Genomic DNA, 25,403 nt, shown 5'->3' with positions numbered 1-25,403 from the left:
GTGCGGTCGCAGTAATGGGTGAACCCAAGGAAGTCGAACGTGTTCGGACGGCGATCCTGCCGGTCGGCGTTATCGTGTGCCACCCGGGACTGACGCAGGCGGTCATCGATCTCTGGATTACTCAGGCACAAAAACGGGTGGCCTTCGATATGCGGCTATTCAATACCCTCGAAGAAGCCGAAGCGTGGCTTGGCGTCGGTGAAGCCATGCTGGCCTGATCGGTCATTGCACCCCTTCCAAACACCTCATATAGGAAATCCATTTCCCCCCGTAACAGGCTTAGGATTTGGCCAAGGGTCTAGTATGAGCAACCCGTCCATCCACTTCTTCAACACACGAAAAGCCGCAGTGTACCGAAAAAACAACGGAGGGAGCATGGCAACGCCTGCCTAAATCCAGTGGATCGTGTCCATCCCGTCCAAAAAAAAAGCCCCGTGCAGCGTGTTTTTCGTGTGCTTCGCGACTTCGTGGTCAAAAATGACAGCTCGTGAAATATCCGGGTTAACCTCACCCCCCTTTGGGAGGGAAAGCCTATTCGCTTTGGCAAGATTGACATATCATTTCGGCCAACCTCACCGATGACAAAGCATATACGTAACCGCAATGCATGAATATTCAGCAAGATCGCACTATTTTTTGTTCTGTTAGTGCTATTTTTTTTTGAACACATTGATTAACTTCTGTACTGAATTAACGATCACGCAAAGGAGATTTATCCATGGCTAGGAATGAAGCACTGTATGAAGCTGTTTTAAAAGGTAAACGCAAAGATGTTGCGGTATTGGTTCAAGAAGATATCGATGCCAATGTGAACGTCGAAAGCATTCTGATGGATTCCATGGTTCCGGCCATGTCGGAAATCGGCGACCGGTTTTCGCGCAACGAAGCCTATGTGCCGGAAATGCTGATTGCCGCCCGCGCCATGCAAGCCGGACTGGATCTGCTCGACCCGCTCCTTCAGGAAGCCGGACACGAGCCGATCGGCAAAGTGGCCATCGGAACCGTAAAGGGCGATCTGCACGATATCGGCAAGAACCTCGTCGCCATGATGCTCAAAGGCGCAGGCTTCGAAGTGATGGACCTCGGCGTCGACTGCGATGTCGACAAATACAAGGAAGCGGTTGAAGGCGGCGCACAGGTTATTCTGCTCAGCGCCCTGCTCACCACCACCATGCCCTATATGAAGGAAGTCGTCTCCAGCCTGTCCGGTTGCGGCGCCAAAATCCTGATCGGCGGTGCCCCGGTGACGCAGGACTATGCCAACGAAATCGGCGCAGACGGTTACTCCGACGATGCCAACACGGCCGTTAAGGCCACCAAGGATGCCCTCGGCATTGCCGCCTAACCGTATGACCATCAAGATCCATTTCAATGGACGATCGGTCGCTGTCGAATCCGACAGTGACCGTTCCGTTTTGGAGCTGGCGCGCAAAGCGGGCTGGCACATCGATGCCAAATGCGGAGGGCGCGGTTCTTGCGCCAGCTGTAATGTCCTGCTCGGCGAAGGTCGCTACCGCGTCTTTGACGAAGAAATAGAGGTGCTCCCCGAACAACGTCGCGAAGTGCTCTCCTGCCAGACCAAAGTGCTTAGCGAGAATGCGGAATTCTTCATCCCCCGTTCATCCGTGATCTCCTTCGACGGCGCACGCATTGCTGACGAAATGGAAATCCCCGAACATGCCTTCAACCCTCGTTTTAAAGTGGGTTGCGGCGTTGCCGTCGATGTTGGCACCACAACCGTGGTGGCCGCGCTGCTGGATCTGAAGACTGGCAAAGTGCTCAGCCGCGAATCGCTCTACAACCAGCAGATCCTCAAGGCCGACGATGTGGTTTCGCGCATCTCGCTCTGCAACACCGAAGGCCAGCTTGAAGCGCTGCAGGAACTGGTAATCGGTCACACGCTAAACCCTCTGATCCACAAGCTATGCGCCGGAACCGGCACTGCCCCAGAAGAAATCGTCCATTTGGCGGTCTCCGGCAACACCGTGATGATGCACATTTTCTTTGGTGTGTCCCCAGTCAGCATTGGAACAATTCCTTTCAAACCGGTCAGCCATTTTTTCAAAAGCACCGCCACCGAACTCGGCATTGACATCAACCCCGGCGCGCTCGTCGAAGACGTCCCGGCGATCTCCGGTTATGTCGGGGGCGACATCACCTCCGACCTGTACGCTTCCAACCTTTGGAAAAACAGCGGACTGACCGTGCTCATTGACATCGGAACCAACGGCGAAATGGCCGCCTGTCTCGACGGAAAAATCTCCGCCTGCGCCACCGCCGCCGGGCCCGCTTTCGAAGGCGCCGGACTCCTGCACGGCGCGCGCGCCGCCAGCCGCGCTATCGACACCATCAAATACGATGCAAACCTCGATTTCGAACTGACCGTCATCGGCGAACCCAATCCCATGGGCTTATGTGGCTCCGCCATCATCGACTTTATCGCCGACGGCTTCCGTTGCAAACTCATCAACATGATGGGTCGCTACGACGTTGAAATGCTTCGGAAAAACTTTCGCTACGAATCGGTCTGCAACATGCACGCCTGCATGCTGGTTGCACCGGAGCTTTCCGCCACCGGTGAGTCGATCACCATCACCGAAGGCGACATTGCCGAAATCCTCAAGGCCAAGGCGGCCATCTACGGCGGACTAAAATCGCTGCTGGCCGAGCTGGGTAAAACCGTGCAGGAGATCGACCACATCGTTTTGGCTGGAGGCTTCGCCAAGCACATCAACCTCGAAAACGCCATTTGCATCGGACTGCTTCCAGACATTGGAACCGAGAAATATGAGGTCATCGGCAACGGTTCGCTCGCCGGCGCGGCCCTCGCCCTGCTCGACCAAAGCACCGAACAGGCCTATCTCGAACTCATCAAAAAACCCGAGATCGTCACCCTCAACCAAACCGACCATTTCACCAACCACTTCCAAGAAGCCCTCGCCATCCCCAACCTTGAAGAAGATGACTTTCCGAGCATGGGAACCGATAAGGCAGAATAATTTAGCGGTAAAATAATTTTCCCTTTCAACCGATGAACCGGAATCATTCTGCCGCTGAATTATTCTGCCTATATTTTTGTATGAGCCGTCATGAAATTTAAGCTGATCAGTTGTGAGATCTTTTTTCGGGAGATGGAGTTCCTGCTCGAGCAGTCGCCCCATCAGATTGACGTGGAGTTTCTGCAGAAGGGCCTGCACGACATTCCGACCGAAGAAATGCTCAAGCGCATACAGGCGCAGGTTGATGCCGCCTCGGAACAAAATTACGACACGATTATTCTAGGTTATGCCCTCTGCAACAACGGCCTCGTCGGACTGAAAGCCCGCAACACCAAGCTGATCCTGACCCGCGCCCACGATTGCATCACCCTCTTTTTCGGAAGTCGCCAGAAATATCAGGACTACTTCAATGCCCATCCGGGAACCTACTTCAAAACCACCGGATGGATTGAACGGGATTATGTTTCGGAGGAACTCAAGCCGCTTTCCATTCCAAACCAAATGGGCATGGACCAGACCTACGAAGAACTGGTTGAGCAGTATGGAGAGGACAACGCCGAATTCCTCTGGGAAGAACTGTGCGACACAAAGAAAAACTATTCGCAGATCACCTTCATCGAAATGGGCGTCGAACCCGACGACCGATTCGAAACGTTGTCTAAACAGGAAGCTGTGGAAAGACACTGGACCTACGAAAAAACCGCCGGCAACCTTACCCTCATCCGTCGTCTGCTTAACGGCGACTGGGATAACGAAGATTTTCTAACCGTCGCCCCCGGATCCGAAGTTGCCGCCAGCCATAATGAAAACATCGTAAAATCAGTTCCGTCCGCAGGACAGGCGTGACGACCGCTCTATCTCATCCTCTATGGAACGTTCTTCGGGATGATTCCAATTGCTTGCCATAATGGCATCGAGCTGCGGCAGATGACTACGATAGTCAGAAGGCGTCATGCGCGAAAACCGCTTAAAGGACTCTGCAAAATATTGACTCGTGTTATAGCCGCACTCAAAAGCAATGTCCGTGATGGGCGTTTCTGTAGTCTTGAGCAGCTCACAGGCTCGCTCAAACCGAACACGGTTAAGATACAGCATAGGCGGATAGCCGGTCAGCTGCTTGCAGCTGTTTGCAAAATGGGTCCGTTTCATGGAACAGCTGCTCGCCATTTCATCCAACGTCCATGGGTGATCCAGCGATGAAACAACCGTTTGCAAAAATTGTTGAACGCGCGTCATGGTCGGAGTCATGTGCCTGAGTGATGCGGGAGCACTATCTACAATGCCTGCCAGCTCTACGATAATGGCCCGAAGCAAGGCGTTTGCCGCGACGGCCTCGATCCGCGTGTTTCCGTTCAACTTTTGAATCAGTTTCGGAAACAGATCGCGCAGCAGGCCGGATGCCGGCCACGAATGGCGCTGCGCCGGAACCAGAATATCACTGACCAGTTTTTCTTCTGCAGCACTAAACCCCAGTGATGCCGGAAACCCGAGGCGCGCCTTTTTCGGTTTTTCTATTTGAGCGAGCTCAAACAGAACAAAGAAAATTTTATTCCGGGGCTCCCTCACCTTGAGGCTGCCGTGCACCTGCCATGGAAGTGTGAAAAACACCGATCCCGGATTCAGGCTTTCGGGGATTCGCTCAACCGCCCAGTCCAAGCGCCCCAGCTCCGCCAAAACAATTTCCATGCCCGGATTGGTGTGCGGATACATGAGTTTGTTCTCGATATGCCCGTAACTGATTATTCCACTGGATTCACACATGTCGGAAATTTACCACTGGGGAAATATGAAAGCAATGTATTGTAAATCATGTATAACAAAACATCTGATTTAGGGATTGGTAACGGAAAAGGGAACTTATGCTAAACGTACTGGATTTTGGAATTCTCATCGCCTATGTGGTGCTGGTGCTGTCCGTCGGTTGTGGCGCGGCCTGGATGCAGAAGCGAAAAGCGGCCAAACTGGGCCTCGAACGCGACGACGGCGCCTACTTTTTGGCCGCCCGAACACTGAAGTGGCCGATCATTGGCCTATCGCTGTTTTCCACCAACATTTCAACGGTCCACATTGTGGCGCTCTGCGAAGAGGGATATAGAAGCGGGCTGGCCTACGCCAACTTTGAGCTAGCGGCCGTCTTCACGCTGGTGATCCTCGCGGTCTTCTTTGTCCCGTTCTACCTGCGGGCCCATGTGACCACCCTGCCCGACTTCCTTGAAAAACGCTTCAACCGAAACTGCCGCGACTTCCTCGCCTTCCTGTCGATCATCTCGGCCGTGTTCATTCACATCGGCGTCTCGCTCTATGCCGGCGCGGTGGTCATCAACGCCATGCTCGGCTTTGGAACCGAGGTTGCGCAGCTGATGCCGACCATGATCATGATCGCCGTAGCCACCGGCCTCTACGTCGTGGTTGGCGGCCTGCTCGCGGTAACCTTGACCGACGCCATCCAGACCACCACCCTTTTGATCGGCTCGGCCATCGTTACGACCTTCGCCTTCATGAAACTGGGCGGCTGGGGCGTGCTGGAAGATACCGTCGGCCCGAATATGATCTCCGTGCTTCGTCCGTCCGGCGACTTCAGCCATATGCCATGGCATGCGGTTGTGATTGGATATCCAGTGATTGGAATCTGGTATTGGTGCACCGACCAAACCATCGTCCAGCGCGTACTCGGCGCAAAGGACGAAAACCATGGCAAGGCCGGTGCGATGTTCGCCGGCATGCTGAAACTGCTGCCCATGTTCCTGTTCGTACTGCCCGGCCTGCTCTGTCTGGCGCTGATCAACAAAGGCCTGCTCCCTGAACTGGCCGACAGCAAGGAGGCCTTTGCGCACATGGTGATGAATCTGCTGCCGTCCGGATTCCGCGGACTGATTGTTGCGGCGCTGCTGGCGGCGCTGATGGGCACCATCGCAGGCGCACTCAACTCGATTGCGACGCTCTTTGCTTTCGACCTCTACAAACGCTTCAAACCCGAAACCTCCGATAAAAAGCTGGTGCACATCGGCCGCATTGCCACCGTTTGCGGCGTGATCCTGGCCATCATTTGGTCTCCAATCATTGGAAAGTTTGATTCCATCTACGGCGCGATTGCCTCAATGATCTGCTACATCTCCCCGCCGATCACCGCCGTATTCATGGTCGGCATCTTCTGGAAGCGCGCGACGGCTAAAGCCGGAGCGATCACGCTCTGGGCAGGATTCGCCATGGGCCTGATTGTCTTTGCGCTCGACCTGCTAAAAGAGCACACCGGCTGGAGCATGCTGTTCATGCATGCGGCCGGTCTGCTCTGCCTGATCTGCATCATTATCATGGTCGTCGTTTCCCTGCTTGGTGAAGATACGAACACGGAAGAAAACCTCAAACTCGTCTGGGATTCCCCAATGACGCCGCTCCGAATCAAAGGAGCACGCGGGCTTATGAACTACAAGTTCCAGTCCGTCGCTGTCATGACCATTGCCTGCATCATCTACTTCATTTTCCGCGCCCCGTCCGCTGAAAAAATCAACGCATGGAAAACGGCCAACCCCGAGGCCGCCGCAAAAATCGAAGCCCATTGCAACCCGACATTGGAGGTCGAATAATGAAATCGCTACTTGCTGCCGCGCTCGCATTGCTCGCTCTACCGGTCTTTGCATTCTCCCCCTACGAAAGCTATCTGCAATCCGGCAAGCAGACCCATGTCGGGCTGATTGCGGTTGCCAAGGACGGGAAAACCGAAGAGCTGGCGTCCGCGCTCAAAACGCTCAATGAAAAGAAAGCGGCCAAAGCATTCAAGAAGGCCGACATCACCAACCTAAGCACCTACTCGAAAGAGCTGCAGGGGAAAACCTGGGTCATGGTTTATTTCGACTATGACGGCGACAACTATCTCGAAGCTGTTCAGGATTTTGAATCGGTAAAGGCCACCCAAACATTGGAAGCGCTGGTTGCTCCACATCCGCGCGCGAAGCGGTATGGCGACGTTTGGCTGCAGATGGAGTGGATCAATTATATCCACGGTGCAAAACCCATTGATGATCCTGACCGCCTCGCGATGGTCACCCGCGTTAAACCGGAGCGGGAACAGGAATACCGCATGCTGCACCAAAGCGTGTGGCCGGGCGTCACCGACCAGATGGCTCGCGGAAACTACCACAACTTCTCCATCTACTTCGTTGAAATGGGCGATGAGCTATTCGAATTTTTCTATGTGGAATATGTGGGCACGGATGCTGAAAAAGACGGCAAAGCGAACAAGGCCGACCCCTTCAATCAACGCTGGTGGAAAATCACCGACGCCTGCCAGGATCCCCTGCCCGATGCCGATGGCGTCTGGTCGAAGATGGATGGAATCTCGAAATAGAGATAGCTAAACACAAAGACACGAAGAGCACAAAGAATCACGAAGCTACTGCCCATTCCTTCTTTGAGACCTTAGTGCCTTCGTGTTTAAAAAAACAGGTAAAAACATGACTTCAAGAGAACTCGTTTTAGCGGCAATCAATCATCAGAACACCGACCAGATTCCGATCGACATGGGCTCCAATCCCAGTTCCGGCATTTCGGCGATGGGATATAATAAACTGAAAAAGGCGCTCGGCATCGAAGGCGGCCACACCCGCATCTACGATGTCGTACAGCAGCTCGCCCAACCGGAAGACGATGTGCTTAACGCGCTGGGTTGCGATGTGCTCGACGTCGGCCGCACCTTCAATACTTCCGATGACGACTGGTACGATTTCACCATGCTCGACGGCTCAACCGCGCAGTACCCAAAGTGGTTCCAACCATTGGAACGGCCCGATGGAGCCAACGAAGTGGAAGTCGACGGCATCGTAATTGCCCGCCGCCCGCCGGACGGGGCCTTCTACGACCAAACCTATTTTCCCTACGAGGACGACTATCCTGCGGACTACAGCGGCTTGCCCAAAGCCATGAACATGGTGCTCTGGCAAAACCTGGCCCACAGCCCGTGGGACAACGCCGCCGACCCGGACTTCTGGACCAAGCTCCGCGAAAACACCCTGCGCCTGCGCGAAAGCACCGACAAAGCGCTGATGGTCGTCTGCGGCTGCAACCTCTTTGAATGGGGAACCTTCCTGCGCAAGCTCGACAACTTTCTGATGGATCTGCTGGCCGAGCCCGAAAAGGTGGAAGGCCTGCTCGACGCACTTATGGCCATGCATCTCCAAACCTTGGAAAAGGTCTGCAACGCCGTCGGCGACTGCTGCGACATCCTGCGTTTCGGCGACGACCTCGGAACGACCGGCGGACTCTTCATGCCGCCCGACACCTACCGGGAACTCTTCAAACCGCGCCATACGCAGCTCAACGCCTTTGTGCATGAAAATTCGCAAATGAAAACCTTCCTGCACTCCTGCGGCTCCATCTACCGCATTATGCCCGACCTCATCGAAGCCGGATACGACATCATCAACCCCGTTCAAACCAACTGCTTTGAAATGGAGCCCGAAAAACTGAAAGCAGAGTTCGGCAGCGACATCACCTTTTGGGGCGGCGGCTGCGACACCGCATCGATCCTGAACAAAGCCACGCCGGAAGAAGTACGCAAGCACGTGCTCGAACGCTGCAAAATCTTTGCGCCGGGAGGCGGCTTCATCTTCAACACCATCCACAACATACTTCCCGAAGTACCGGCCGAAAACGTCATTGCCGCCTTCGGCGCCGTGAAGGAATTCAACGGGAAGTAAACCATGGAAGAACGAATCAACTGGTATCGCACGCCCATGGAGAAAGGAGTGATGCGGGAGCTAACCAAGCGCAGCGATGCAAAAGGGCTGGCGCAATGCCTCTCCGTCATTGCTCTATCCATCGCAACCGGGACGCTGGCCTATTATTCATTCCATCATTGGGCGTGGCCGATCACGCTGCTGGCGGTTTACATCCACGGAATGGGCTGCACCTTTTTGGGCGACCACGCGGCCATCCACGAGCTTTCGCACGGCACCCCCTTCAAAACCAAAGCGCTGAACGAATTTTTCATCCGGCTTTTTTCGTTTATCACCTGGATCAACTTTGTGCTCTACCGCGCCAGCCACATGCAGCACCATCAGGTTACCGTCCATACGGGCCGAGACTTGGAAGTTGAGCTGCCCTGGACGGTGAGCCGATGGGAATGGCTCGGCTACTGGACGATCGACTTCAAGCGCATGCTTCAAAAAACCGGCATTATTTGTCGCCACAGCTTCGGCACCCTGAAGGGCGAATGGGAGCATCGCCTCTTCCCTGAATCGGATCCCAAACTGCGCCGGAAACTGTTCAACTGGGCGCGAATGGTTCTGACGGGTCAATTGGCCCTGGCCGCTGCATTCATTCTATCCGGCCAGTGGATTCTGTTGTTTCTTTTCACCTTCGCTCCGTTCATTGGCAGCATTCTCGCGTGGGCGGTAACCGTGCCTCAACATGCCGGTCTGCCGGCGGACGTCCCGGACTTCCGGCTCAACTGCCGCTCCGTCAAAGTTCACCCGTTTGTGCGCTACCTGCATTGGCAGATGGACTACCACGTGGAGCACCACATGAACGCCGGCGTTCCTTTCTTTAATCTGAAGAAGCTGCGCAAGACCATTGAGCACGATCTTCCGGAATACGACGGACTCATAACCACCTGGTCAAAACTGCTCCCGATCATGCGGAAGCAACGGATCGACCCGTCCTATGTTGTTGCTTCGAAACTTCCGAACTCTCCCTCGCATTAAATCGACATTCCAGCAAGATCGTACCATTGCAATCCTGATCCGTCCTATCCTGCTTTTCTTAAAACCGTATCCTTGTTCCACCATTTAAACAAGGAGACCATGATGACAGGCAAACAGATACTTTTAGACGCAATTAAAGGCAAAGAAACCGAACGTACCGCATGGCTCCCCTTTGTGGGATGCCATGGCGGCTTTCTCATTGAAAAGACCGCAACGGAATATTTAAAGTCGGCCGACCTGATTATCGAAGGTCTCAAGAAAGCAAAATCGCTATATAACCCAGACGGTCTTCCCGTCATGTTTGACCTGCAGATTGAAGCGGAAATCCTCGGATGCAGCCTGCACTGGGCCGACGAAGTGCCTCCCGCGGTGACCAGCCACCCGCTGGCTCAGGGCAAGAAGATTGCCGACCTGCCGGAGCTCGACGAAACCAAAGGCCGCTTCCCCATTGTGGTGGAGGCGCTGAAAACGCTCAAGAAGGACATTGGCGACGACACCGCGCTGTATGGCCTCATTTGCGGGCCGTTCACCCTGGCCCTCCACCTGCTCGGCAACGACATCTTTCTCGATATGTATGACGAAGAGGACGAAGTCTGTGCTGTGATTGATTACTGTGCCGATATCTGCATCAAATCCGCCGACATCTACCTTGATCACGGCGCAGATGTAATCGCCGTGGTAGACCCGATGACGAGCCAGATTTCGCCGGATCATTTCGCGCAGTTCGTCACGCCGTTCATGAACAAAGTGTATGACCACATCCGTGCCCGAGGCGGCATTTCCTCCATCTTTGTCTGTGGCGATGTTACCCGCAACCTCGAAGTCATGACCCAAACCACGGCAGATAACATTTCGGTGGACGAACAGATCGATATGACGCATCTGCGCCAGCTCTGCGAAGCGCAAGGCAAGTCGTTTGGCGGAAATATTAAGCTGACTGCCGTATTGCTGCTGGGCGACGAATCCGACGCCAAAATGGAAACGCTCGACATTATGGAAAAGAGCGGAAGCAAAGGCTTCATCCTCGCTCCCGGATGCGACCTCCCCTACGCCGTTCCGGTTAAGAACCTGCAGGCTGTTTCCGAGATGGTTCACGATGAATATGCCCGCGAAGCAGCCAAATCGCTGCAGGCCAAGGATGCGGATTCGTTTGATGACGTCGAACTGCCCGACTATCATGGCGCCCGCGCAGTAGTCGTGGATGTGATCACGCTGGACTCCACCTCCTGCGCCCCGTGCCAGTATATGATGGAAGCCGTACAAAAGGCCGCCGACAAAACAATGGTCAAGGTATGGATCAACGAACATAAAATTAAAGTCCGCGAAGGCATTGGCATGATGGTCAAACTGGGCGTCAAAAACCTGCCGACCATCTGCATCAACGGCGAACCAACCTTTGCCTCGATCATCCCCGATCAAACCACGCTGGTTAAGGCCATTGAGCAAGCCGCTATGGCAAAAATGAGTGTGAGAGCATAAAGTCTGAAGATCGAAAGCCGAAGATTAGTGCCGTGACTTTCGACCTTTGACTTTCCGACCTTCAACCCAAAGGAACTTTGCCATGATTCCGATTTGTTTAATTACTGGATTCCTTGGAGCGGGAAAAACCACGCTGCTGAAGCGTAGCGTAGCGGAAAACCGCGACCGTAAATGGATCTACCTAGTCAATGAGTTTTCTGCGCTGGACGTGGATGGCGCCATTGTTTCGGAGGAGAACCCGGACGTGGTCTCCATCCCGGGCGGGAGCATTTTCTGCAAATGCCTCGTCACCGAATTCATCGGGCAACTGACGAAAATCCACGAACAGCACCCGGATGCCGAGGGCGTAGTGATCGAAGCCAGCGGCATGGCGGATCCGCGCGTAATCGCCGACATGCTGAAAGAAACCCGGCTCGACCAACACTTCGAACTGGCCAGCATCATCAGCATTGTGGAGCCGCGCAGTTTTCTGCGCCTGATCCACACCCTGCCGAACATTATCCACCAAGTGGAAGCCGCCGATCTGGTGCTGCTCAACAAATGCGACCTGTTCGATGAAGCACAGCTCGCCGACACCGAACGGGCCGTGCGTGGCATCAAAGCGGATGTTAACCTGGTGCGCTGCATAAAGGGTGCAGCTGATTTCCCCATCTTTGGCCCCCGCTCCACCCATAGCGAACTGCATGGCGAATATGCAAAATGCAGAGATCCGCGCTACTCCGCCTTTGCGTTGACCTTTTCAAGCGAAGTGGATGCCCAACAGCTGGAAGATTTCATCTTAAGAAACGAAGAAGACGTCTATCGGGTAAAAGGATACATCCCTACCGCGGACGGCCCGCTCTATTTCGACTATTCAAAAGCCGGATTTTCCCACAAGCCGGCCACCATCAGAGAAAGCTATGGTCTTGCATGGATCTGCCGAGGCGAAACGGCGGAGCAGATCCATCAGCAGGCGATGGCCTTGCCAGGCTGTGCCATTGCTTAGAGATCCAGCAGCAGCTTCCGGTAGCGTCGCGCGGGCACTCCAGAGATCCGGTTAAACAGCCTCGAAAAATAAGCGGGGCTGTTAATGCCGACGGCGGATGCGATTTCCTGAATGGTTAGATCGGTGGAACCCAGCAGGAGCTGAGCGCGCTCAATGCGTCGACGGTTGATGAACTCCACCGGACGCACGCCCTGGGTCTTGAAGAAGAGGTCGGAAAAATAGGTCGGCGTCAGCCCGGCCAGCCCGGCCAGCGTTTCCAGCGCAATATCGCGTTGCAGGTTTTCATCAACAAACTGGAGGATCGGAGCAAACCGCCGGTCTTTCTCCAACGCGACCTCGACCGCCTCATTGGCGTGCTTCAAAAACGACGCAGCCAACTGCATCGCCAGCCCTCGTGCTTCGAGCTCAACAAACATCGGCAGGTTGACGCTGGCCAATCGGCCAAACTTTCCGGTCAGCGGCTGGATCAAATCCACCAGCCGTTTAAAGATTTCATAATGAACCTTCTCGGCTGGCAGCGTCGGCTCGCAACGGTGGATTCCAAACAAGTCGGTTCCCGTCGCGAGCGTCATCGTTAATCCAACAAAATATTGCGTGTGGGATTCAGGGCACTGGTAGTCGGCGGTTACATGGCAGGGAACCAGATGAAGGTCGCCGGCTTTCAAATGGTGGGTTTGGCCGGAATGCCGAAGCACGGCCTCGCCTTCTTCGATTAGATAAATGCGCGAAAACGGGCTCGAAAGCCGTTTATAGTTCCAGTTGCTGGAAAGCCGGCAATGGCCCGCCTCAATCAGCCTCATCCGAACCGATTCAATTTCCCGTCGTTTTTCCAATGCATTAAATCCGTGATTTGTTCAACTTTGAAGAATTATGCATCATTCGCGGATTGAATGCTTAAAGTCGATCCTAATAATGCGTATTGAGTTATGAAACCAAGCCATGGGGAAAGACGATGAGTTATGAGAACGGATGGGCCGCGCTAAATCTGGAAATGCCGCCGAAGGTGCCGCGGACAGAATATTCACCGGAGTTTCACTGGGATCTGCTCAATGCCGTAACGGGCTCCCACCTCTCCACCGCATCGACACAGCAGGAACGCAATGCCGCCGGAAACAAGTTTGTGAAGGAATGGGACTACGGCATGTTTTGGTCGATCCTGACGCATTGCCAGGTCATCGAAGAATGCCGCACTAAAATGGGCCATGCCGAATATGCATCCGCCGGGAGCGATCGCTGCGATGATGTCGAATGCCCGTTCGATGATCCCGATGAGGTGCTGGCCTTTGACCCTTGGGCGGTCTACGGCCCGCGCGACCACGCCACGCTGGTCAAAGAATACAATGAGCACTACGCCATGCTCTGCAAACGCTATCCCGACACCGTCAACATGACCGGCATCTATGTTTCGTTGATGTCCGGCCTGATTGAAATCTTTGGCTGGGACATGATGCTGATGGCCATGGCCGATGCAAAAGAGTTCGGTGAAATGACCAACCGCTACACTTCGTGGATCCAGCAATACTTCAACGCCCTGGCCGATTCCGACGCGCCGTGCGTGATGATCCACGACGACATTGTCTGGACCTCCGGCCCGTTCTGCTCGCCGGACTGGTACCGCGAATATATTTTCCCGAACTATAAAAAGCTCTTCGACCCGATCCACGAAAGCGGCAAAAAACTGATCTACACCTCCGATGGGAACTACACCATGTTCATCGACGACATAGCCAAAGTTGGCGTTGACGCCTTCGTGATGGAACCGACGACGGATATGAAATACATAGCCGATAATTATGGAAAAACCCACGCCTTCATCGGCAACGCCGACACGCGCATCCTGCTCGGCGGAACCAAGGAGCAGATCCGCGCCGAGGTGCAGCGTTGCATGGATATCGGCAAGCACTGCCCCGGCTTCATCATGGCCGTCGGCAACCACATCCCCGCCAACACCCCCGTCGAAAACGCCCTCTACTACAACGAGGTCTACAAGGAGCTGGCACGCAGATAAATTAAACACAAAGACACTAAGAACACTAAGCATCAGTCCTTCGCGAACTTTGTGTCTTCGTGTTTAATAATTGGAGCTTTGGATATGAGCAGAGAACGAGCACGCGCCGCGCTGAACGGCGAAATGACCGACCGCATCCCGCAATGGGATGTTCCCGACTGCCCCGCCTTGGCGGAGCAGCTGTTCGACTACAACGTGCAGGCCGAACCGCACCGCGCCTGTATTGGCATGCTCAAGCACTTCGATGTCGATGCAACCATCAGCAGCATTCCCGGCGACTGCGCCGAATGGAACTTTCCGCTCGTGCGCTACTATGAGGACGCCACCTTTACCGACGATCCCGAAAACGAACGCTACAAGTCCCTCCCCCGCGCCCCCTCCCCGCGTCCGTACAACTCGATGTACGATGCGCTCGGCATGAAGGCCCACGGCGCCTTTTGGGGCTTCTCGCCTACGCTTACCATGCAAAACCACCCCTGTTCCTCTCCGGAGGAGGTGCTGGAGTTCCAGCCGTTGGACCATTTTACCCAGAGCCAAACCGAGCGCGCGGCCTTTTTCAAAAACCACTATGCCGAGAAGCAGACGCTGCTGGGCGACAGCACGATGGTGATGGGCTGGTACTACCACACCCTGTTCATGTGGCCGGTCGAACTCTTCGGCTGGGAAAACTTTATGATGGCCGCCATGGACGATCCCAAACGTTTCGAGGAAATGTTGCTGCAGTTCCTTGAAGTGTCCAAGCGCGACTTTTCGGCCATGTGCGAATCGCCGGACATTGAGCTGATCGGATGCCACGACGACCTTTGCAGCGCCAACGGCCCAATGTTCCCGCCGGAATGGTACGACCAATATATTTTCCCGCACTACAATGAAGTGCTCGACATCATCCACTCCGCCGGCAAGAAAGCTTTTTTCTGCTGCGACGGCAACCTGATGCCCCTGCTCGACCGCATCCGCGCCACCGACTTTGACGGGATTGCTTGCGACGGCAACAACGACCTTGAAACCGTACTCGACGTGTTTAGCGGAAAAACCATTTTCGCCTGCATGCAAAACCCGAACATCATTAACTTTGGTTCGCCGGATGAGATCCGCGACATGGTGCGTGAAACCGCCAAGCTTGCCAAACGAGAGCCCGGCTACTTTTTCTCCGCAGGCACCATGACGGGGAAAACGCCGCCGGAAAATATTTTGATCTATCAGGAAGCCGTCCGCAAATTCGGCGCACGATAACGTAGAGAGGTAGACGTTCATGACAATGCTCATGGAAAAGAAAGTGGATTGGCTTCGCATCCCCATCGACAAGGCGATACGGAAGAAGCTGATGGAACGCAGCGATGCGCGCGGCTTCCTGCAGATCATTCCCCAGCTGCTGTTCTCCGTGCTGACCGGCGCAGGAGTGGTTTATTCATTCTACCACCTGCCTTGGCCGTTCACGCTGCTCGCGCTATTTATCCGCGGCACGTGCTTCACCTTTTTGGGCGAGCACGCGGCGATTCACGAGCTTTCGCACGGCACGGTTTTTAAAACCAAAGGACTGAACGAATTTTTCCTGCGCCTCTGCGGATTCATCACCTGGAAGAACGTCATCTTTTATCGGGCCAGCCACATCCGCCACCATATGGCCACGGTTCACCGCGATCAGGATCTGGAGGTGCCCCTTCCCTATAGAATTACGCTCTGGCAGTGGATTCAATACTACACGTTTGATTTCACGCGTTTCCAATCCTGTGCCGGCATGATTCTACGCCACAGCTTCGGCATGCTTTCCGGCGATTGGGAAAACCACCTTTTTCCAGAAACCGACCAGAAGGCCCGCAAGCAGCTCTTTGGTTTTTCCCGCGCGGTGTTCATCGGCCAGCTGTGCATCCTCTCGCTAATCCTCTATTTGAAACTGTGGATCCTACTCGCCATTTTCACTGTCCCGTTCTACGCCACATGGCTGGCGTGGCTCGTCACCATTCCGCAGCACGCCGGACTGCAGCCCGACTCCACGGACTTCCGCCTATGCTGCCGCTCGGCAAAGGTCGATCCCTTCACCCTCTTCATGCACTGGAAAATGGACTACCACGTGGAACACCACATGCATGCCGGCATCCCCTTTTATAATCTGCCGAAGCTGCGCAAAGCCATTGAAGGCAATCTCCCTCCCATGGATGGGTTTTTTAAGACCTGGCGAGAAATTCGCTGCACTCTGAAACGGCAAAAAAAGGAGCCGGGCTACTATTACACTCCTTCGCTTCCGCCTACCGAAACGGAGCAGGCCCTCGATCCCGCAGTTTGATCTGGCGACCTGAAATTCTTTGTGCGCCGCAAATTTTTAAGGTAGCTTATTTGCTCCATTGAAACAGGGGAACAAATTATGCACCAAACCATCGAAAAACTGCTCAACGAACGCCCGGTCATCATCGACGGAGCATGGGGAACGGAACTGCAAAAGCAGGGATTGAAGCCCGGCGAATCGCCGGAAGCGCTAAATCTGGAACGCCCCGAAATCGTCGAAGCGGTGGCGGCAGCCTACGTAGAAGCCGGAAGCCGGATCATCATCACCAACACCTTTGGAGGCACCCGCTTCACACTCGAACGCCATAGACTGGCCGACCGCGTTGCAGAGGTCAACCGGGCCGGAGCGGAAATCTCCAAACGGGCGGCAGGCGACAAAGCGTTGGTTTTTGCATCCGTCGGGCCCACCGGAAAAATGCTGATGATGGAAGAGGTGACCGAAGAGGAAATGCTCGACGCCTTTACAGAACAAGCACAGGCGTTAGCGACCGGCGGAGCCGACGGACTTGTGATTGAAACCATGTCGGATCTGGAAGAAGCCAAAATCGCCCTGCAGGCCTGCAAAGCCACCGGCCTTCCAGTCGTTGCCTCAATGGTCTACGACGCCGGCGCCGACTTTGACCGCACCATGATGGGCACCACCGTCGAACAGGCCACCAGAGAACTGACCGAGGCCGGCGCAGATGTGATCGGCTCCAACTGCGGTCAAGGCATTGAAGGTTTCGTGAAGCTTTGCGCCAGCATGAAGGCGAATACAGATCTGCCGATTTGGATCAAGGGCAACGCCGGTTTGCCGGTCATGGTTGACGGCAAAGCCATCTACAAAACCACGCCGGACGAATTTACATCCTTCGCGCAGCCCTTGCTCGACGCCGGCGCCGACTTTATCGGCGGTTGCTGCGGCACCAGCCCAGACTTTATCCGCGCGCTGAAAACCGCTCTGAACTGATGGCCGGCGAAGGCAGAACGCCGAGCTTCTTACAGCCGTCCACGTATTGCACGACGGCAGAAAACAATGCAACCGCAGCCGAGAACGATCAACACGGCGCTAGCAGCCTGTCGGACTTGGACTGATTTTGAAAAATCACCGAAATCCGGCCAAACAACTGAGTGTAGAACACAAAAACCTTAAAGTTGTCCGCAACTGGATTTCTATTTTTAGATTCTCAGCGAGTTGTTTTGTTAAACCCGACAGACCGCTCACCTAAAATAATGAATGCGCCTTCGCCAATCACTGGAGCTCGGCGGAATGTCGCGGGGGAAACACGCTCCCTCTTCGCAAAATATTTGCAATAGCCTGAACACCACCCAAATTAGCGGCAACTTGAACGGGCGGATTGGTGGCATAAGCTTGCAATTCAGCCAACGTGCAATCCGGCAGAACCGCATATCTATAGGTGTCATCAACCGGGGTGGCACCATGATCAAGCCAGAGGCGGAACATGTCTATAACCTTGGAACTCCAAACTGCTGTCCCAAGCTCATCCTGAATCCGCGTTTCCCACTCTTCATCGGCTTCCAGAATTGGGTTAAACGGACGATCCCCAAAGGAAAGTACAAGCTCTGTTGTTGGATTGACGGAAGGCCAGATGACATAGCCCATGCCATCGTGATGGGACCAGGCAACATTGGTTACGGCATGACGTTCTTCCAATGCTGTGCCAAGAGAAATATTCGTGATAGCGGAACCATTAATGGAATAAGTCACATCCGTAAGCCTGCGTACGTTGTTGATGGTCGTCAGAATTTCTTCCTGGGTACCATCCACGGTTGCTAGGCGGTTGATCTTCTGCCCCACAATGCCACCATGCCGTCATCAAAGAGAAAGGTCCCTTTAAGAGCGCCAGCCCCGTTCTTATAGGTATAGGTTCCGTCGTCATTGAAGTTAACCAGATTCATCTCGAATGCCCCGAAACCGTAATAACCATCAGTAACACCTCCGGAAAAGAGGTTCAGCCCCCCGGGTTTGGGAGCCTGCAAATCCTCCACCAATATCCTTCCCCTGCTCCACCGTGGTACCGGGGACATGCCGGAAGTCCCACCCCAAGCGACTGAAGCGAAGCTCATCGCCACGGCGTACAATCGGCGTATAGCCTACGCCATAGTTCAGATGCAACGGAGCCGTGTCCCGACTTGCAGGAGCACGGGCACGCTGCGAACACCGCCGCGTATAAATTCCAAAGTTCGAACGACGGTGCGCCTGGTATTCCGACGTCCAGAAATAGCGGTGCCCCTCGAACTCCGGCGTCGTCGGCTGTTCGGAGTCGCCCGTTTCCCAGTAGGGAAGAATCACATTCGCTTCGAGATCGATCAATTCACTCTTTCGGGTAAGCAAATCTCCGCCAACCGCAATTAAGCGGCCATACAGTTCCTTGAATTGTAAAGCAACAGAATCTGTGCGCCCCAGCAGTACCGATGAGCGCTTTGGCGCGAAAGTATACTCCACCACCCCGCGAAACATCACCCAGCGCGTTCCTTCAATCATGCAATCGGCAATAAAGTCCAGCTGATCCGATTCGTATGCCCAAGGTTTGCCGGAAAAAAGTTCGCCGTATTCAATGACGCGGCTCGTCCATGAGATGCCGTACATGCCCCAATAATTCTGATCGCCATGGTGCATCAATATCCAGTCGGGATGCACGCCGGCAGATTCTTCCTCCCACCGGTTAAAGCTGATCGCCTTTTTCCAATGGTAGTCATACTCGTCCATATCGGCTACCTGATCCGTAAAGAGAATATAGCGCAGACAGTTTTCGATCCGGAACGACCAATTGGGGCCGCGGATCTGCGGCGAGGCATTGATGAACGCGCGCCCGAATTCGCGCATTTATTGGAATACCGCTTCAACGTCAGGATCCGTTGCCCGATCGGCATGGATTTCGTCGAACATCAACAGCCCGACAAGCACCATCGTTCCGCCGATAGTAGCTTCGGGATCATGGTAGTTGAAGGTCTCATGGTACTCATGGGGCGCGGCATGGCCGTTGTCGAAGCACCACGCCAGCGAATCATAAACAATCTGCCGCTGATCCGAACCTTGGAACTCGTCCAGATAGGCCAGCGCGAGTAGATCAAAAAAGCATTCGCGGTTGAGATCATACTGAGAGGCGGTAAACGTTGCGCCTGTCGGCAGGCTCTTGTACCACGAACCGTCGGCATTGAAATTATTGGTGACCGACCAGGGATCCGTAACACCCTTGTTGGAGAGGATGCCCGGAATATTGTTCGCAGCATAGTTGTCGCCGCCCCATTCGCTCCGAAGCGCAGCCAGCGCAGCCTGCTTCTCAGCCAACTGGGCGGGGCTGTTGGTTGCCGGCGTATAGGGTTGGACTTCATACCCGTCAGCAATCGCGGCGCAGCTGACCAACAACAGGAAACCTGTCTTTACGATTCCTCTTGGAATGTTCATTGGCCTCCCTTTACCGAAGCACCTTCTTCGCCCCGCTCTGTAGACAATTGAAACCCTACAGACGTTTCACTGCCCAAGCCTTCAACCCGGATCACAATCGGTTCTTTATAAAGTGTGCCGATCGTTTTACCCGAACCTGGAACATATTCGCGCCGCAGTCCCCGGTGATCCGGATTGGATGCATGGAATTCATACTCGCCGGAATCGTTTTTCCGCACCATCACCACCAGTGGAACATCCGATGAAATAGAGACGCCGTCCGCAAACTGTACTGTGCCGGGTTTGGAGAACACCGCGTAAAAAATACCGTCTTTGGCGATGGCCTGAATACCCGCGACGTTCTTTTTGGAAAACGTTCCAACCTGCGCTGCGCGCGCCTTCAGCTCCTGAACCGAACAGTTGGGATAGACGGCATAGGCATAGGATTGATTCTGAGGATCAGAGCCGTGATCGAGCCAAAGCCGGAACATGTTAAAGCGATCATTCCCCCAGATCTCTTTTCCCAGCTCGGCAATAATGATCTTTTTAAAATCCTTGTCCTGCTTCAGCTTCTCGTTGAACGGCTGTTCGTCGCATGAAAGAACCAATTTTGCAGCCCCGGAAACGACATAACCGACATGGTCGTGCCAAACCCAGGCAACATGATTCACAGTCAGCTGTTGCTCTATTGGATTGCTCTGCTTAACGGTTTTCGGACTGGATTCGTCAATGGAATAAACAACATTCCCCTTCCGCATCACGTTGTTGAGCGTGGTTAGGATTTTTCCGGAGCCCGGCGCAATGCGGCGGATGTTCTGTCCCAGCGCCACCATGCCGTCATCAAAGAAAAAGGTTCCCTTCAGCGCCCCCGCACCATTGATGAACTCGTACGAACCGGAACCATCAGGATCAAACTGCACGATCTGCATATCGAATGCGCCGCAGCCATACATGCCATCGTCAACCCCGCCAGAAAAAAGATTCAGCCCGCGTTTGGTTGATCCGGCTTTGCCGGAAGCGACGGTGCACCCCTGCTCCACGGTGGTGCCAGGCACGTGTTGGAAATCCCACGCCAAGCGACTCAGGCGCAGCTCATCGCCGCTACGCATGATTGGCGTGTAGCCGGTTCCATAATTAAGGTGCAGCGTGCCGGGTTTCTGCGAACTGTCCTCCGGCGGACGGGTGCGCTGCGAGCAGCGCCGCGTGTAGATGGCAAAGTCCGGACGGCGGTGTACCTGGTATTCCGTCGTCCAGAAATAACGATGGCCGGAAAACTCGGGCCGTGTATCAACTGCACCGCCTTCAACCGACCACGGCGGGAGGATTAATTCCGATTCAAGCCGTTCGAGCCCGGTCCGGCTTGAAAGTTGGTCGCCGCCCAGCTCCAGCAACTGTGCAACCAGTTCCTTGAACGAAGCCGCAACACCGTCCGTTCTCGCCAGTAGAAACGAGCCACGTTTGGGGGCAGACGTGTACTCGCAGTTGCCGCGATAAAGCGACCAGCGCACCCCTTCGGTCATGCAGTCGGCAATAAAGTCGAGCTGCTCGATTTTGTATGCCCAAGGCGTTCCGTTGAATACCTCTCCATATTGAATGACCCGGCTCGTCCACGCGATGCCATACATGCCCCAGTAGTTCATGTCGCCGTGGTGCATCATGCTCCAGTCCGGATGCACCCCGTCGGTTTCGGTTTCCCAACGATTGAACGAGAGCGCCTTGTTCCAATGATAGGAATATTCATCCATCACCACGGGATCATCGCAAAACAGGACATAGAGCATGCAGTTATCCAATCGGAACGACCAGTTCGGCCCCCGAATCTGCGGCGCGGCGTTGATAAACTGCCGGCCATAGTCGCACATATATTCGTAGAGATTTTGCGCCTTCATGTTTTTGGCGCGATCCGCGTGGATGTCGTCGAAAAGCACTGTTCCGACAATCAGCATCCGCCCACCGACCGTAGCCATGGGAGCATGATAGTTAAACGTCTGGTGATATTGCGGAGGAGCAGCAAAGCCGTTATCGAAATACCAAAGCAACGAGCGGTAGACCAAGCCCTTGGCCTTGTTTTTATCCAGCGCGTTTTTCGCCCCGAAGCGGGAATATCCGGCCAGTGAAATCAAATCGGCAAAATAGGCTTCGTGGGTTTTGTATTCTTTTTCCGTCAGGGTCTCGCCAACCGGCAGTTTCTTTTTCCACGAACCATCATCATTGAATGATTCAAAGAGAGCATCCGCATCAACCTTCCCTTTTTCCGCCTTGTTGCGAACACCGGCAACAACCTCGTCGTCGAGCGTCCAGACCTTCCGTACGGCAGCCAATGCCACCTGTTTTTCTGCCAGCAGGGCCGGACTGTTTTTTACTGGGGCATAGGGCTGCGAATCATAGCCGGCCGTACCAGCCCCGCAACATGTCGCAATCAGCAACACGGCCCCGACACATACATTGAAGTTTTTCATTCTCACCAAATCCTTCGGTCTTTCCGATAGTCCTACCTATCAATTTCCAACAGTAATATAGATTGCACACCGTTCCGACACAACCCGCACAATACGCAATAGAACGCTGCCATTTGCGCATGCTGAGCAACGGTCTTTTGACTACAAGAAAACAGGATTCAGCACGGGAGCCTGCATTAGGGAATTTCATACACCCGAACGTTGTCGTATATCCCCATAGCCGGATTCATGAGACGGATGGCGAAGTATCCGCCCTTCAGCACTTTTTCCGGATCGGATTCGACATAGGCAAAAGATTCGACGCCATCGATTTCCCACACGACCTTGTTGTCGATTTTCGTGATCCGCAGCTTATGCATTTCACCCGGCTTCTCATCCGTTGAATCGGATCCCTTTGCCAGGATTTTCTGTTCGGGACTTTTCCGAAGATTAGAAGTCGCCCAGCCATAGTGAAAATAGCTGATCCGATGTAAACGCCTCTTCTTTCACCCCGTAGTCAGCTCCGGCAAAGCCTGATAATTTGTCAGGCATGGATACGAATGAAAACAATGTGTCGGGGCGGGCTTCCTATACGGAGGAAGAACGCCGGGAACTGATCGAGGAGTTTAATTCAGCGGGGCTGACCCAGGCGGCGTTTTGCCGGGAATGGAGCATCAACCCGAAAACGCTGGCCCGTTGGCTGCGAATTGAACGTCAGGAATCTGAGGTTGCTTTTTGCGAGGTGGAAGTTCAGCCCGGACCTCCTGAGATAGATGAACTGAAGATCTTTCTGCCGAACGGGATTGAGGTTCAGCTTCCAATTCCGTCACTGAATGAACTCGGTATGGTTCTGCGGGAGGCTGCCGGATGTTTGGATTAAGTAATTCAATCCGGGTATTTCTGGCGGTTGAGCCGGTGGATCTGCGTAAGAGCTTCAACGGATTGCACTGTGTAGTGCAGGATAGGTTAAATGAAGATCCGTGTTCGGGCACATTGTTTGTGTTTACGAACCGACGGAAAAACCGGATCAAGACGCTGTACTGGGATGGTACCGGCATGTGGGTTGCTATCAAGCGGCTTGAAAAGGGCTGTTTCAGTTGGCCTCAAGGCGTTGGCGCAGATGAAAAGCTTAGTCTTGCTCCGGAAGCGCTGGCCCTGCTGCTCGATGGAGTTGATCTAAAACAAGGCTCGCTCAAACCTTGGTATCAGCGCTGATTTTTTTTGCATTTTCCATCAGGTTGGTGCCGCATTTTCAACGTGTTTTGGTATAATGTACGGCATGAATTTTAACCGGGAAAATTTTGATCTGATGGTAAAGGAGCGGACGTCTCTGAATGCCGAAAACACTCAGCTCAAAACCGAAGTTAAACTGCTTAATGAGAAAGTTCAGTATCTGCTGAAAAAACTGTTCGGGCGCAGTTCCGAAAAGTTAAGCCCGGATCAGATGGAACTACTGCTCGATGAACTGCAGGAAGCCCAAGAGGCTCTGGAAATAGCGGAAGAGGCCGAACAGGATGATTCAGAGCCGGTTGAGTCCCGTCGAGGAAAGCGCAAGCCGCTCAAGGAACGGGTCCCGGAAGACCTGCCGGTTGAGCAGGTGATCATCATTCCCGATGAGGTTCAGGGAAATCCTGGTCGCTATAAAAAAATCGGGGAGGAAAAAGTACGGGAGCTCGACGTTGTTCCGACCCGGTATTTTATCCGTGAAATCATTCGAGAAAAGTTTATTGAGATTGATAACCGTGAAGTGCCGCCGCTGATCGCACCAGCTCCGGCAAGACTGATTCCAAACAGCTATGCTTCTGCCGGTCTGCTCCTACAGATCATTCTGAGCAAATATTGCGACCATCTTCCGCTCTACCGTCAGGAACAGGTTTTAAAATACCGCCACGGCATCGAAATCAGCCGCAAAACCATGGGCAACTGGATGTATCTTATCGCCGACTGGTTAACGTTGATCTACGAAGCACTGAGAAATGAAATCCGGCAAAGTGAGTATATTCAGGCCGACGAAACTTTTATCAAATACCAAGACCCGAAAAAGGACCATTGTCCCAATGGATACCTATGGGCCTATCACAGTCCAGGCGTTGGAGTGCTCTTTGAATGGTTTCCGAGTCGTGCTGCATCATGTCTTGATTCGATGCTGACAGATTACGCCGGTCTTCTGCAAAGCGATGGATACGGTTCTTATCCGTCATGGCTGAACGACCCGGCTCATGAACAGGAAAAGGGAAATATTATTCATGCCTGCTGCTGGGCACATGCCCGGCGTAAATTTCATGAGGCCGGGGATTCAATCAGCCGGAAAATTATCAAACTCATTGCGAAGCTCTATCGCAACGAAACCACGTTGCGCAAACAACCGGAGCTCGACCGGGCAACCTATCGGCAGGAACACTCTGCTCCAGTGCTTAATGAAATAAAAACCATTCTGGATCGTGAACAGAAAAAACAACTGCCCAAAAGCAAGCTCGGAGAAGCTATCAGCTATACCCTCAAACGCTGGGACAGCCTGAACCTGTTTCTTGAGCACGGGAAGCTGGAAATCGACAATAACCTTGTCGAAAATGCCATCAGGCCCACGGCCATCGGCAAGAAAAACTTCCTCTTCTTCGGCAGCCCCCGATCCGGTCAGGATAGCGCCATCATATACAGTCTCATCGAAACCTGCCGAAAACTCGACATCAACCCCGCCGACTATTTGCGGGATGTGCTCGAAGCCCTTCCAACCATGGGACAGAACGAAGCTGCCAGCTGGACTCCGGCTCAATGGAACTCATCCCGCGCACAGTCAGCATAAATGCTGTCAAGTGGGTGAACGAACAGACGCATACGATCCGATAGCCCACCATATCCCCTTTGGTATACTGCCCGGCAATTCCGCTTCGGGGCTTTAACGAAGGATCGAATACGCTCTCGCCGTTCAGCCCTAGGTGACTGAACATAATCATGTGAAGGGAATATTCCGACACGCTTCGGAAATCGCATTCCAGAATATAGTTTTCGGGAGTCGGATTTTTATTCCAGCAGACAAAATGCGCATTCTGAAACTTCCCACTCATATAGGAATTCTTAATGCGGTCTTTACCCACATCCTTGAGCATGAGGTTTTCCACAAAGTC

Annotated in this window: 26 protein-coding genes; 17 read left to right on the top strand and 9 right to left on the bottom strand. The window is 53.8% G+C overall.

The genetic code is table 11. The features are described from left to right. The first annotated feature begins 14 nt into the window (after nucleotides 1–14). The 4 genes from SCARR_RS01245 to SCARR_RS01230 all read left to right on the top strand — a co-directional run bounded on the left by SCARR_RS01245 (nucleotide 15) and on the right by SCARR_RS01230 (nucleotide 3,845). Nucleotides 15–218, top strand: a complete 204-nt coding sequence (locus SCARR_RS01245; protein WP_136059716.1) for a hypothetical protein — start codon at nucleotides 15–17, stop codon at nucleotides 216–218. 500 nt (nucleotides 219–718) lie between these two features. After that, complete coding sequence (locus SCARR_RS01240) at nucleotides 719–1,345, top strand: corrinoid protein (RefSeq protein WP_136059715.1); 627 nt, start codon at nucleotides 719–721, stop codon at nucleotides 1,343–1,345. A gap of 4 nt (nucleotides 1,346–1,349) precedes the next feature. Further along, nucleotides 1,350–2,999, top strand: coding sequence for an ASKHA domain-containing protein (locus SCARR_RS01235; protein ID WP_168432875.1), 1,650 nt, complete (start codon nucleotides 1,350–1,352; stop codon nucleotides 2,997–2,999). A 90-nt stretch (nucleotides 3,000–3,089) separates the two neighbouring features. After that, a complete protein-coding gene (locus SCARR_RS01230) occupies nucleotides 3,090–3,845 on the top strand; it encodes a DUF1638 domain-containing protein (protein ID WP_136059713.1) in 756 nt (251 codons plus the stop codon). On the opposite strand, the gene SCARR_RS01225 is transcribed toward SCARR_RS01230, so the two are convergent. Next, nucleotides 3,819–4,760, bottom strand: coding sequence for a helix-turn-helix transcriptional regulator (locus SCARR_RS01225; RefSeq protein ID WP_136059712.1), 942 nt, complete (start codon nucleotides 4,758–4,760; stop codon nucleotides 3,819–3,821). The two genes, SCARR_RS01230 and SCARR_RS01225, sit on opposite strands and share 27 nt — an antisense overlap. A gap of 98 nt (nucleotides 4,761–4,858) precedes the next feature. On the opposite strand from SCARR_RS01225, the gene SCARR_RS01220 reads away from it, so the two are divergent. The 6 genes from SCARR_RS01220 to SCARR_RS01195 all read left to right on the top strand — a co-directional run bounded on the left by SCARR_RS01220 (nucleotide 4,859) and on the right by SCARR_RS01195 (nucleotide 12,161). Then, nucleotides 4,859–6,583, top strand: coding sequence for a sodium:solute symporter family transporter (locus SCARR_RS01220; protein ID WP_136059711.1), 1,725 nt, complete (start codon nucleotides 4,859–4,861; stop codon nucleotides 6,581–6,583). Further along, the gene (locus SCARR_RS28530) at nucleotides 6,583–7,344 is read left to right on the top strand and encodes an L-rhamnose mutarotase (protein ID WP_222846125.1); all 762 of its coding nucleotides are present in this window, start codon (nucleotides 6,583–6,585) and stop codon (nucleotides 7,342–7,344) included. Before SCARR_RS01220 ends, SCARR_RS28530 begins: the two co-directional genes overlap by 1 nt. Before the next feature lie 106 nt (nucleotides 7,345–7,450). After that, entirely contained in the window at nucleotides 7,451–8,692 is a 1,242-nt protein-coding gene (locus tag SCARR_RS01210; RefSeq protein ID WP_136059710.1) for a uroporphyrinogen decarboxylase family protein, read from the top strand. A gap of 3 nt (nucleotides 8,693–8,695) precedes the next feature. After that, on the top strand, nucleotides 8,696–9,697 hold the full coding sequence (locus SCARR_RS01205) for a fatty acid desaturase (RefSeq protein ID WP_136059709.1): 1,002 nt from the start codon (nucleotides 8,696–8,698) through the stop codon (nucleotides 9,695–9,697). A 99-nt stretch (nucleotides 9,698–9,796) separates the two neighbouring features. Continuing rightward, the gene (locus SCARR_RS01200) at nucleotides 9,797–11,176 is read left to right on the top strand and encodes a uroporphyrinogen decarboxylase family protein (RefSeq protein ID WP_222846124.1); all 1,380 of its coding nucleotides are present in this window, start codon (nucleotides 9,797–9,799) and stop codon (nucleotides 11,174–11,176) included. 82 nt (nucleotides 11,177–11,258) lie between these two features. Next, complete coding sequence (locus SCARR_RS01195; RefSeq protein WP_136059708.1) at nucleotides 11,259–12,161, top strand: CobW family GTP-binding protein; 903 nt, start codon at nucleotides 11,259–11,261, stop codon at nucleotides 12,159–12,161. Here SCARR_RS01195 and SCARR_RS01190 read toward each other — a convergent pair. Further along, nucleotides 12,158–12,994 (bottom strand): AraC family transcriptional regulator, encoded by an 837-nt coding sequence (locus SCARR_RS01190; RefSeq protein WP_136059707.1) that lies wholly within the window; start codon nucleotides 12,992–12,994, stop codon nucleotides 12,158–12,160. The two genes, SCARR_RS01195 and SCARR_RS01190, sit on opposite strands and share 4 nt — an antisense overlap. A 119-nt stretch (nucleotides 12,995–13,113) precedes the next feature. Here SCARR_RS01190 and SCARR_RS01185 point away from each other — a divergent pair, with 119 nt between their 5' ends. From SCARR_RS01185 to SCARR_RS01170, 4 genes are all read left to right on the top strand, one after another. Then, nucleotides 13,114–14,169, top strand: a complete 1,056-nt coding sequence (locus SCARR_RS01185) for a uroporphyrinogen decarboxylase family protein (RefSeq protein WP_136059706.1) — start codon at nucleotides 13,114–13,116, stop codon at nucleotides 14,167–14,169. A gap of 84 nt (nucleotides 14,170–14,253) precedes the next feature. Next, nucleotides 14,254–15,402: a uroporphyrinogen decarboxylase family protein gene (locus SCARR_RS01180; protein ID WP_136059705.1), complete on the top strand. Its 1,149-nt coding sequence runs from the start codon at nucleotides 14,254–14,256 to the stop codon at nucleotides 15,400–15,402. 19 nt (nucleotides 15,403–15,421) lie between these two features. After that, nucleotides 15,422–16,453 carry a fatty acid desaturase gene (locus SCARR_RS01175; RefSeq protein WP_136059704.1) on the top strand — a complete coding sequence of 344 codons (1,032 nt, stop codon included), beginning with the start codon at nucleotides 15,422–15,424 and terminating at the stop codon, nucleotides 16,451–16,453. Between the two features lie 78 nt (nucleotides 16,454–16,531). Further along, the gene (locus SCARR_RS01170) at nucleotides 16,532–17,401 is read left to right on the top strand and encodes a homocysteine S-methyltransferase family protein (RefSeq protein ID WP_136059703.1); all 870 of its coding nucleotides are present in this window, start codon (nucleotides 16,532–16,534) and stop codon (nucleotides 17,399–17,401) included. A gap of 282 nt (nucleotides 17,402–17,683) precedes the next feature. Here the strand turns inward: SCARR_RS01170 and SCARR_RS01165 are convergent, their stop codons facing one another. From SCARR_RS01165 to SCARR_RS01145, 6 genes are all read right to left on the bottom strand, one after another. Continuing rightward, nucleotides 17,684–18,250, bottom strand: a complete 567-nt coding sequence (locus SCARR_RS01165) for a polysaccharide lyase family 8 super-sandwich domain-containing protein (RefSeq protein WP_168432874.1) — start codon at nucleotides 18,248–18,250, stop codon at nucleotides 17,684–17,686. Then, on the bottom strand, nucleotides 18,226–18,351 hold the full coding sequence (locus SCARR_RS29010) for a hypothetical protein (protein WP_281281086.1): 126 nt from the start codon (nucleotides 18,349–18,351) through the stop codon (nucleotides 18,226–18,228). Before SCARR_RS29010 ends, SCARR_RS01165 begins: the two co-directional genes overlap by 25 nt. A gap of 28 nt (nucleotides 18,352–18,379) precedes the next feature. Beyond that, nucleotides 18,380–19,279, bottom strand: coding sequence for a polysaccharide lyase family 8 super-sandwich domain-containing protein (locus tag SCARR_RS01160; RefSeq protein WP_136059701.1), 900 nt, complete (start codon nucleotides 19,277–19,279; stop codon nucleotides 18,380–18,382). Beyond that, complete coding sequence (locus SCARR_RS01155; protein ID WP_136059700.1) at nucleotides 19,280–19,861, bottom strand: hypothetical protein; 582 nt, start codon at nucleotides 19,859–19,861, stop codon at nucleotides 19,280–19,282. After that, nucleotides 19,858–22,299: a polysaccharide lyase family 8 super-sandwich domain-containing protein gene (locus SCARR_RS01150; RefSeq protein ID WP_136059699.1), complete on the bottom strand. Its 2,442-nt coding sequence runs from the start codon at nucleotides 22,297–22,299 to the stop codon at nucleotides 19,858–19,860. The genes SCARR_RS01155 and SCARR_RS01150 overlap by 4 nt, the downstream gene beginning before the upstream one ends. Nucleotides 22,300–22,475: 176 nt before the next feature. Then, nucleotides 22,476–22,763 (bottom strand): DUF1961 family protein, encoded by a 288-nt coding sequence (locus SCARR_RS01145; RefSeq protein ID WP_136059698.1) that lies wholly within the window; start codon nucleotides 22,761–22,763, stop codon nucleotides 22,476–22,478. A 65-nt stretch (nucleotides 22,764–22,828) separates the two neighbouring features. Here SCARR_RS01145 and tnpA point away from each other — a divergent pair, with 65 nt between their 5' ends. The 3 genes from tnpA to tnpC all read left to right on the top strand — a co-directional run bounded on the left by tnpA (nucleotide 22,829) and on the right by tnpC (nucleotide 25,081). Further along, on the top strand, nucleotides 22,829–23,158 hold the full coding sequence (gene tnpA / locus SCARR_RS01140) for an IS66 family insertion sequence element accessory protein TnpA (protein WP_136059628.1): 330 nt from the start codon (nucleotides 22,829–22,831) through the stop codon (nucleotides 23,156–23,158). Next, on the top strand, nucleotides 23,146–23,493 hold the full coding sequence (tnpB, locus tag SCARR_RS01135; protein ID WP_136059629.1) for an IS66 family insertion sequence element accessory protein TnpB: 348 nt from the start codon (nucleotides 23,146–23,148) through the stop codon (nucleotides 23,491–23,493). Before tnpA ends, tnpB begins: the two co-directional genes overlap by 13 nt. Before the next feature lie 64 nt (nucleotides 23,494–23,557). Further along, nucleotides 23,558–25,081, top strand: coding sequence for an IS66 family transposase (gene tnpC / locus SCARR_RS01130; protein WP_168432867.1), 1,524 nt, complete (start codon nucleotides 23,558–23,560; stop codon nucleotides 25,079–25,081). Here tnpC and SCARR_RS29445 read toward each other — a convergent pair. Continuing rightward, the gene (locus tag SCARR_RS29445; protein ID WP_168432873.1) at nucleotides 24,966–25,385 is read right to left on the bottom strand and encodes a DUF1961 family protein; all 420 of its coding nucleotides are present in this window, start codon (nucleotides 25,383–25,385) and stop codon (nucleotides 24,966–24,968) included. The genes tnpC and SCARR_RS29445 overlap by 116 nt on opposite strands. Nucleotides 25,386–25,403 lie beyond the last annotated feature (18 nt).

Origin of the sequence: Pontiella sulfatireligans (assembly GCF_900890705.1) — a bacterium.
Classification (GTDB): Bacteria; Verrucomicrobiota; Kiritimatiellia; order Kiritimatiellales; family Pontiellaceae; genus Pontiella; species Pontiella sulfatireligans.
This window is presented reverse-complemented; position numbering and strand designations above follow the sequence as displayed.

Bases quoted from the DNA above. Each gene is read 5' to 3' on its own strand.
- SCARR_RS01245 (WP_136059716.1), top strand. From the start codon at position 15: ATGGGTGAACCCAAGGAAGTCGAACGTGTTCGGACGGCGATCCTGCCG.
- SCARR_RS01240 (WP_136059715.1), top strand. From the start codon at position 719: ATGGCTAGGAATGAAGCACTGTATGAAGCTGTTTTAAAAGGTAAACGC.
- SCARR_RS01235 (WP_168432875.1), top strand. From the start codon at position 1,350: ATGACCATCAAGATCCATTTCAATGGACGATCGGTCGCTGTCGAATCC.
- SCARR_RS01230 (WP_136059713.1), top strand. From the start codon at position 3,090: ATGAAATTTAAGCTGATCAGTTGTGAGATCTTTTTTCGGGAGATGGAG.
- SCARR_RS01225 (WP_136059712.1), bottom strand. From the start codon at position 4,760: ATGTGTGAATCCAGTGGAATAATCAGTTACGGGCATATCGAGAACAAA.
- SCARR_RS01220 (WP_136059711.1), top strand. From the start codon at position 4,859: ATGCTAAACGTACTGGATTTTGGAATTCTCATCGCCTATGTGGTGCTG.
- SCARR_RS28530 (WP_222846125.1), top strand. From the start codon at position 6,583: ATGAAATCGCTACTTGCTGCCGCGCTCGCATTGCTCGCTCTACCGGTC.
- SCARR_RS01210 (WP_136059710.1), top strand. From the start codon at position 7,451: ATGACTTCAAGAGAACTCGTTTTAGCGGCAATCAATCATCAGAACACC.
- SCARR_RS01205 (WP_136059709.1), top strand. From the start codon at position 8,696: ATGGAAGAACGAATCAACTGGTATCGCACGCCCATGGAGAAAGGAGTG.
- SCARR_RS01200 (WP_222846124.1), top strand. From the start codon at position 9,797: ATGATGACAGGCAAACAGATACTTTTAGACGCAATTAAAGGCAAAGAA.
- SCARR_RS01195 (WP_136059708.1), top strand. From the start codon at position 11,259: ATGATTCCGATTTGTTTAATTACTGGATTCCTTGGAGCGGGAAAAACC.
- SCARR_RS01185 (WP_136059706.1), top strand. From the start codon at position 13,114: ATGAGTTATGAGAACGGATGGGCCGCGCTAAATCTGGAAATGCCGCCG.
- SCARR_RS01180 (WP_136059705.1), top strand. From the start codon at position 14,254: ATGAGCAGAGAACGAGCACGCGCCGCGCTGAACGGCGAAATGACCGAC.
- SCARR_RS01175 (WP_136059704.1), top strand. From the start codon at position 15,422: ATGACAATGCTCATGGAAAAGAAAGTGGATTGGCTTCGCATCCCCATC.
- SCARR_RS01170 (WP_136059703.1), top strand. From the start codon at position 16,532: ATGCACCAAACCATCGAAAAACTGCTCAACGAACGCCCGGTCATCATC.
- SCARR_RS29010 (WP_281281086.1), bottom strand. From the start codon at position 18,351: ATGAATCTGGTTAACTTCAATGACGACGGAACCTATACCTATAAGAAC.
- SCARR_RS01160 (WP_136059701.1), bottom strand. From the start codon at position 19,279: ATGCGCGAATTCGGGCGCGCGTTCATCAATGCCTCGCCGCAGATCCGC.
- SCARR_RS01155 (WP_136059700.1), bottom strand. From the start codon at position 19,861: ATGAACATTCCAAGAGGAATCGTAAAGACAGGTTTCCTGTTGTTGGTC.
- SCARR_RS01150 (WP_136059699.1), bottom strand. From the start codon at position 22,299: ATGAAAAACTTCAATGTATGTGTCGGGGCCGTGTTGCTGATTGCGACA.
- tnpA (WP_136059628.1), top strand. From the start codon at position 22,829: ATGGATACGAATGAAAACAATGTGTCGGGGCGGGCTTCCTATACGGAG.
- tnpB (WP_136059629.1), top strand. From the start codon at position 23,146: ATGTTTGGATTAAGTAATTCAATCCGGGTATTTCTGGCGGTTGAGCCG.
- tnpC (WP_168432867.1), top strand. From the start codon at position 23,558: ATGAATTTTAACCGGGAAAATTTTGATCTGATGGTAAAGGAGCGGACG.
- SCARR_RS29445 (WP_168432873.1), bottom strand. From the start codon at position 25,385: ATGCTCAAGGATGTGGGTAAAGACCGCATTAAGAATTCCTATATGAGT.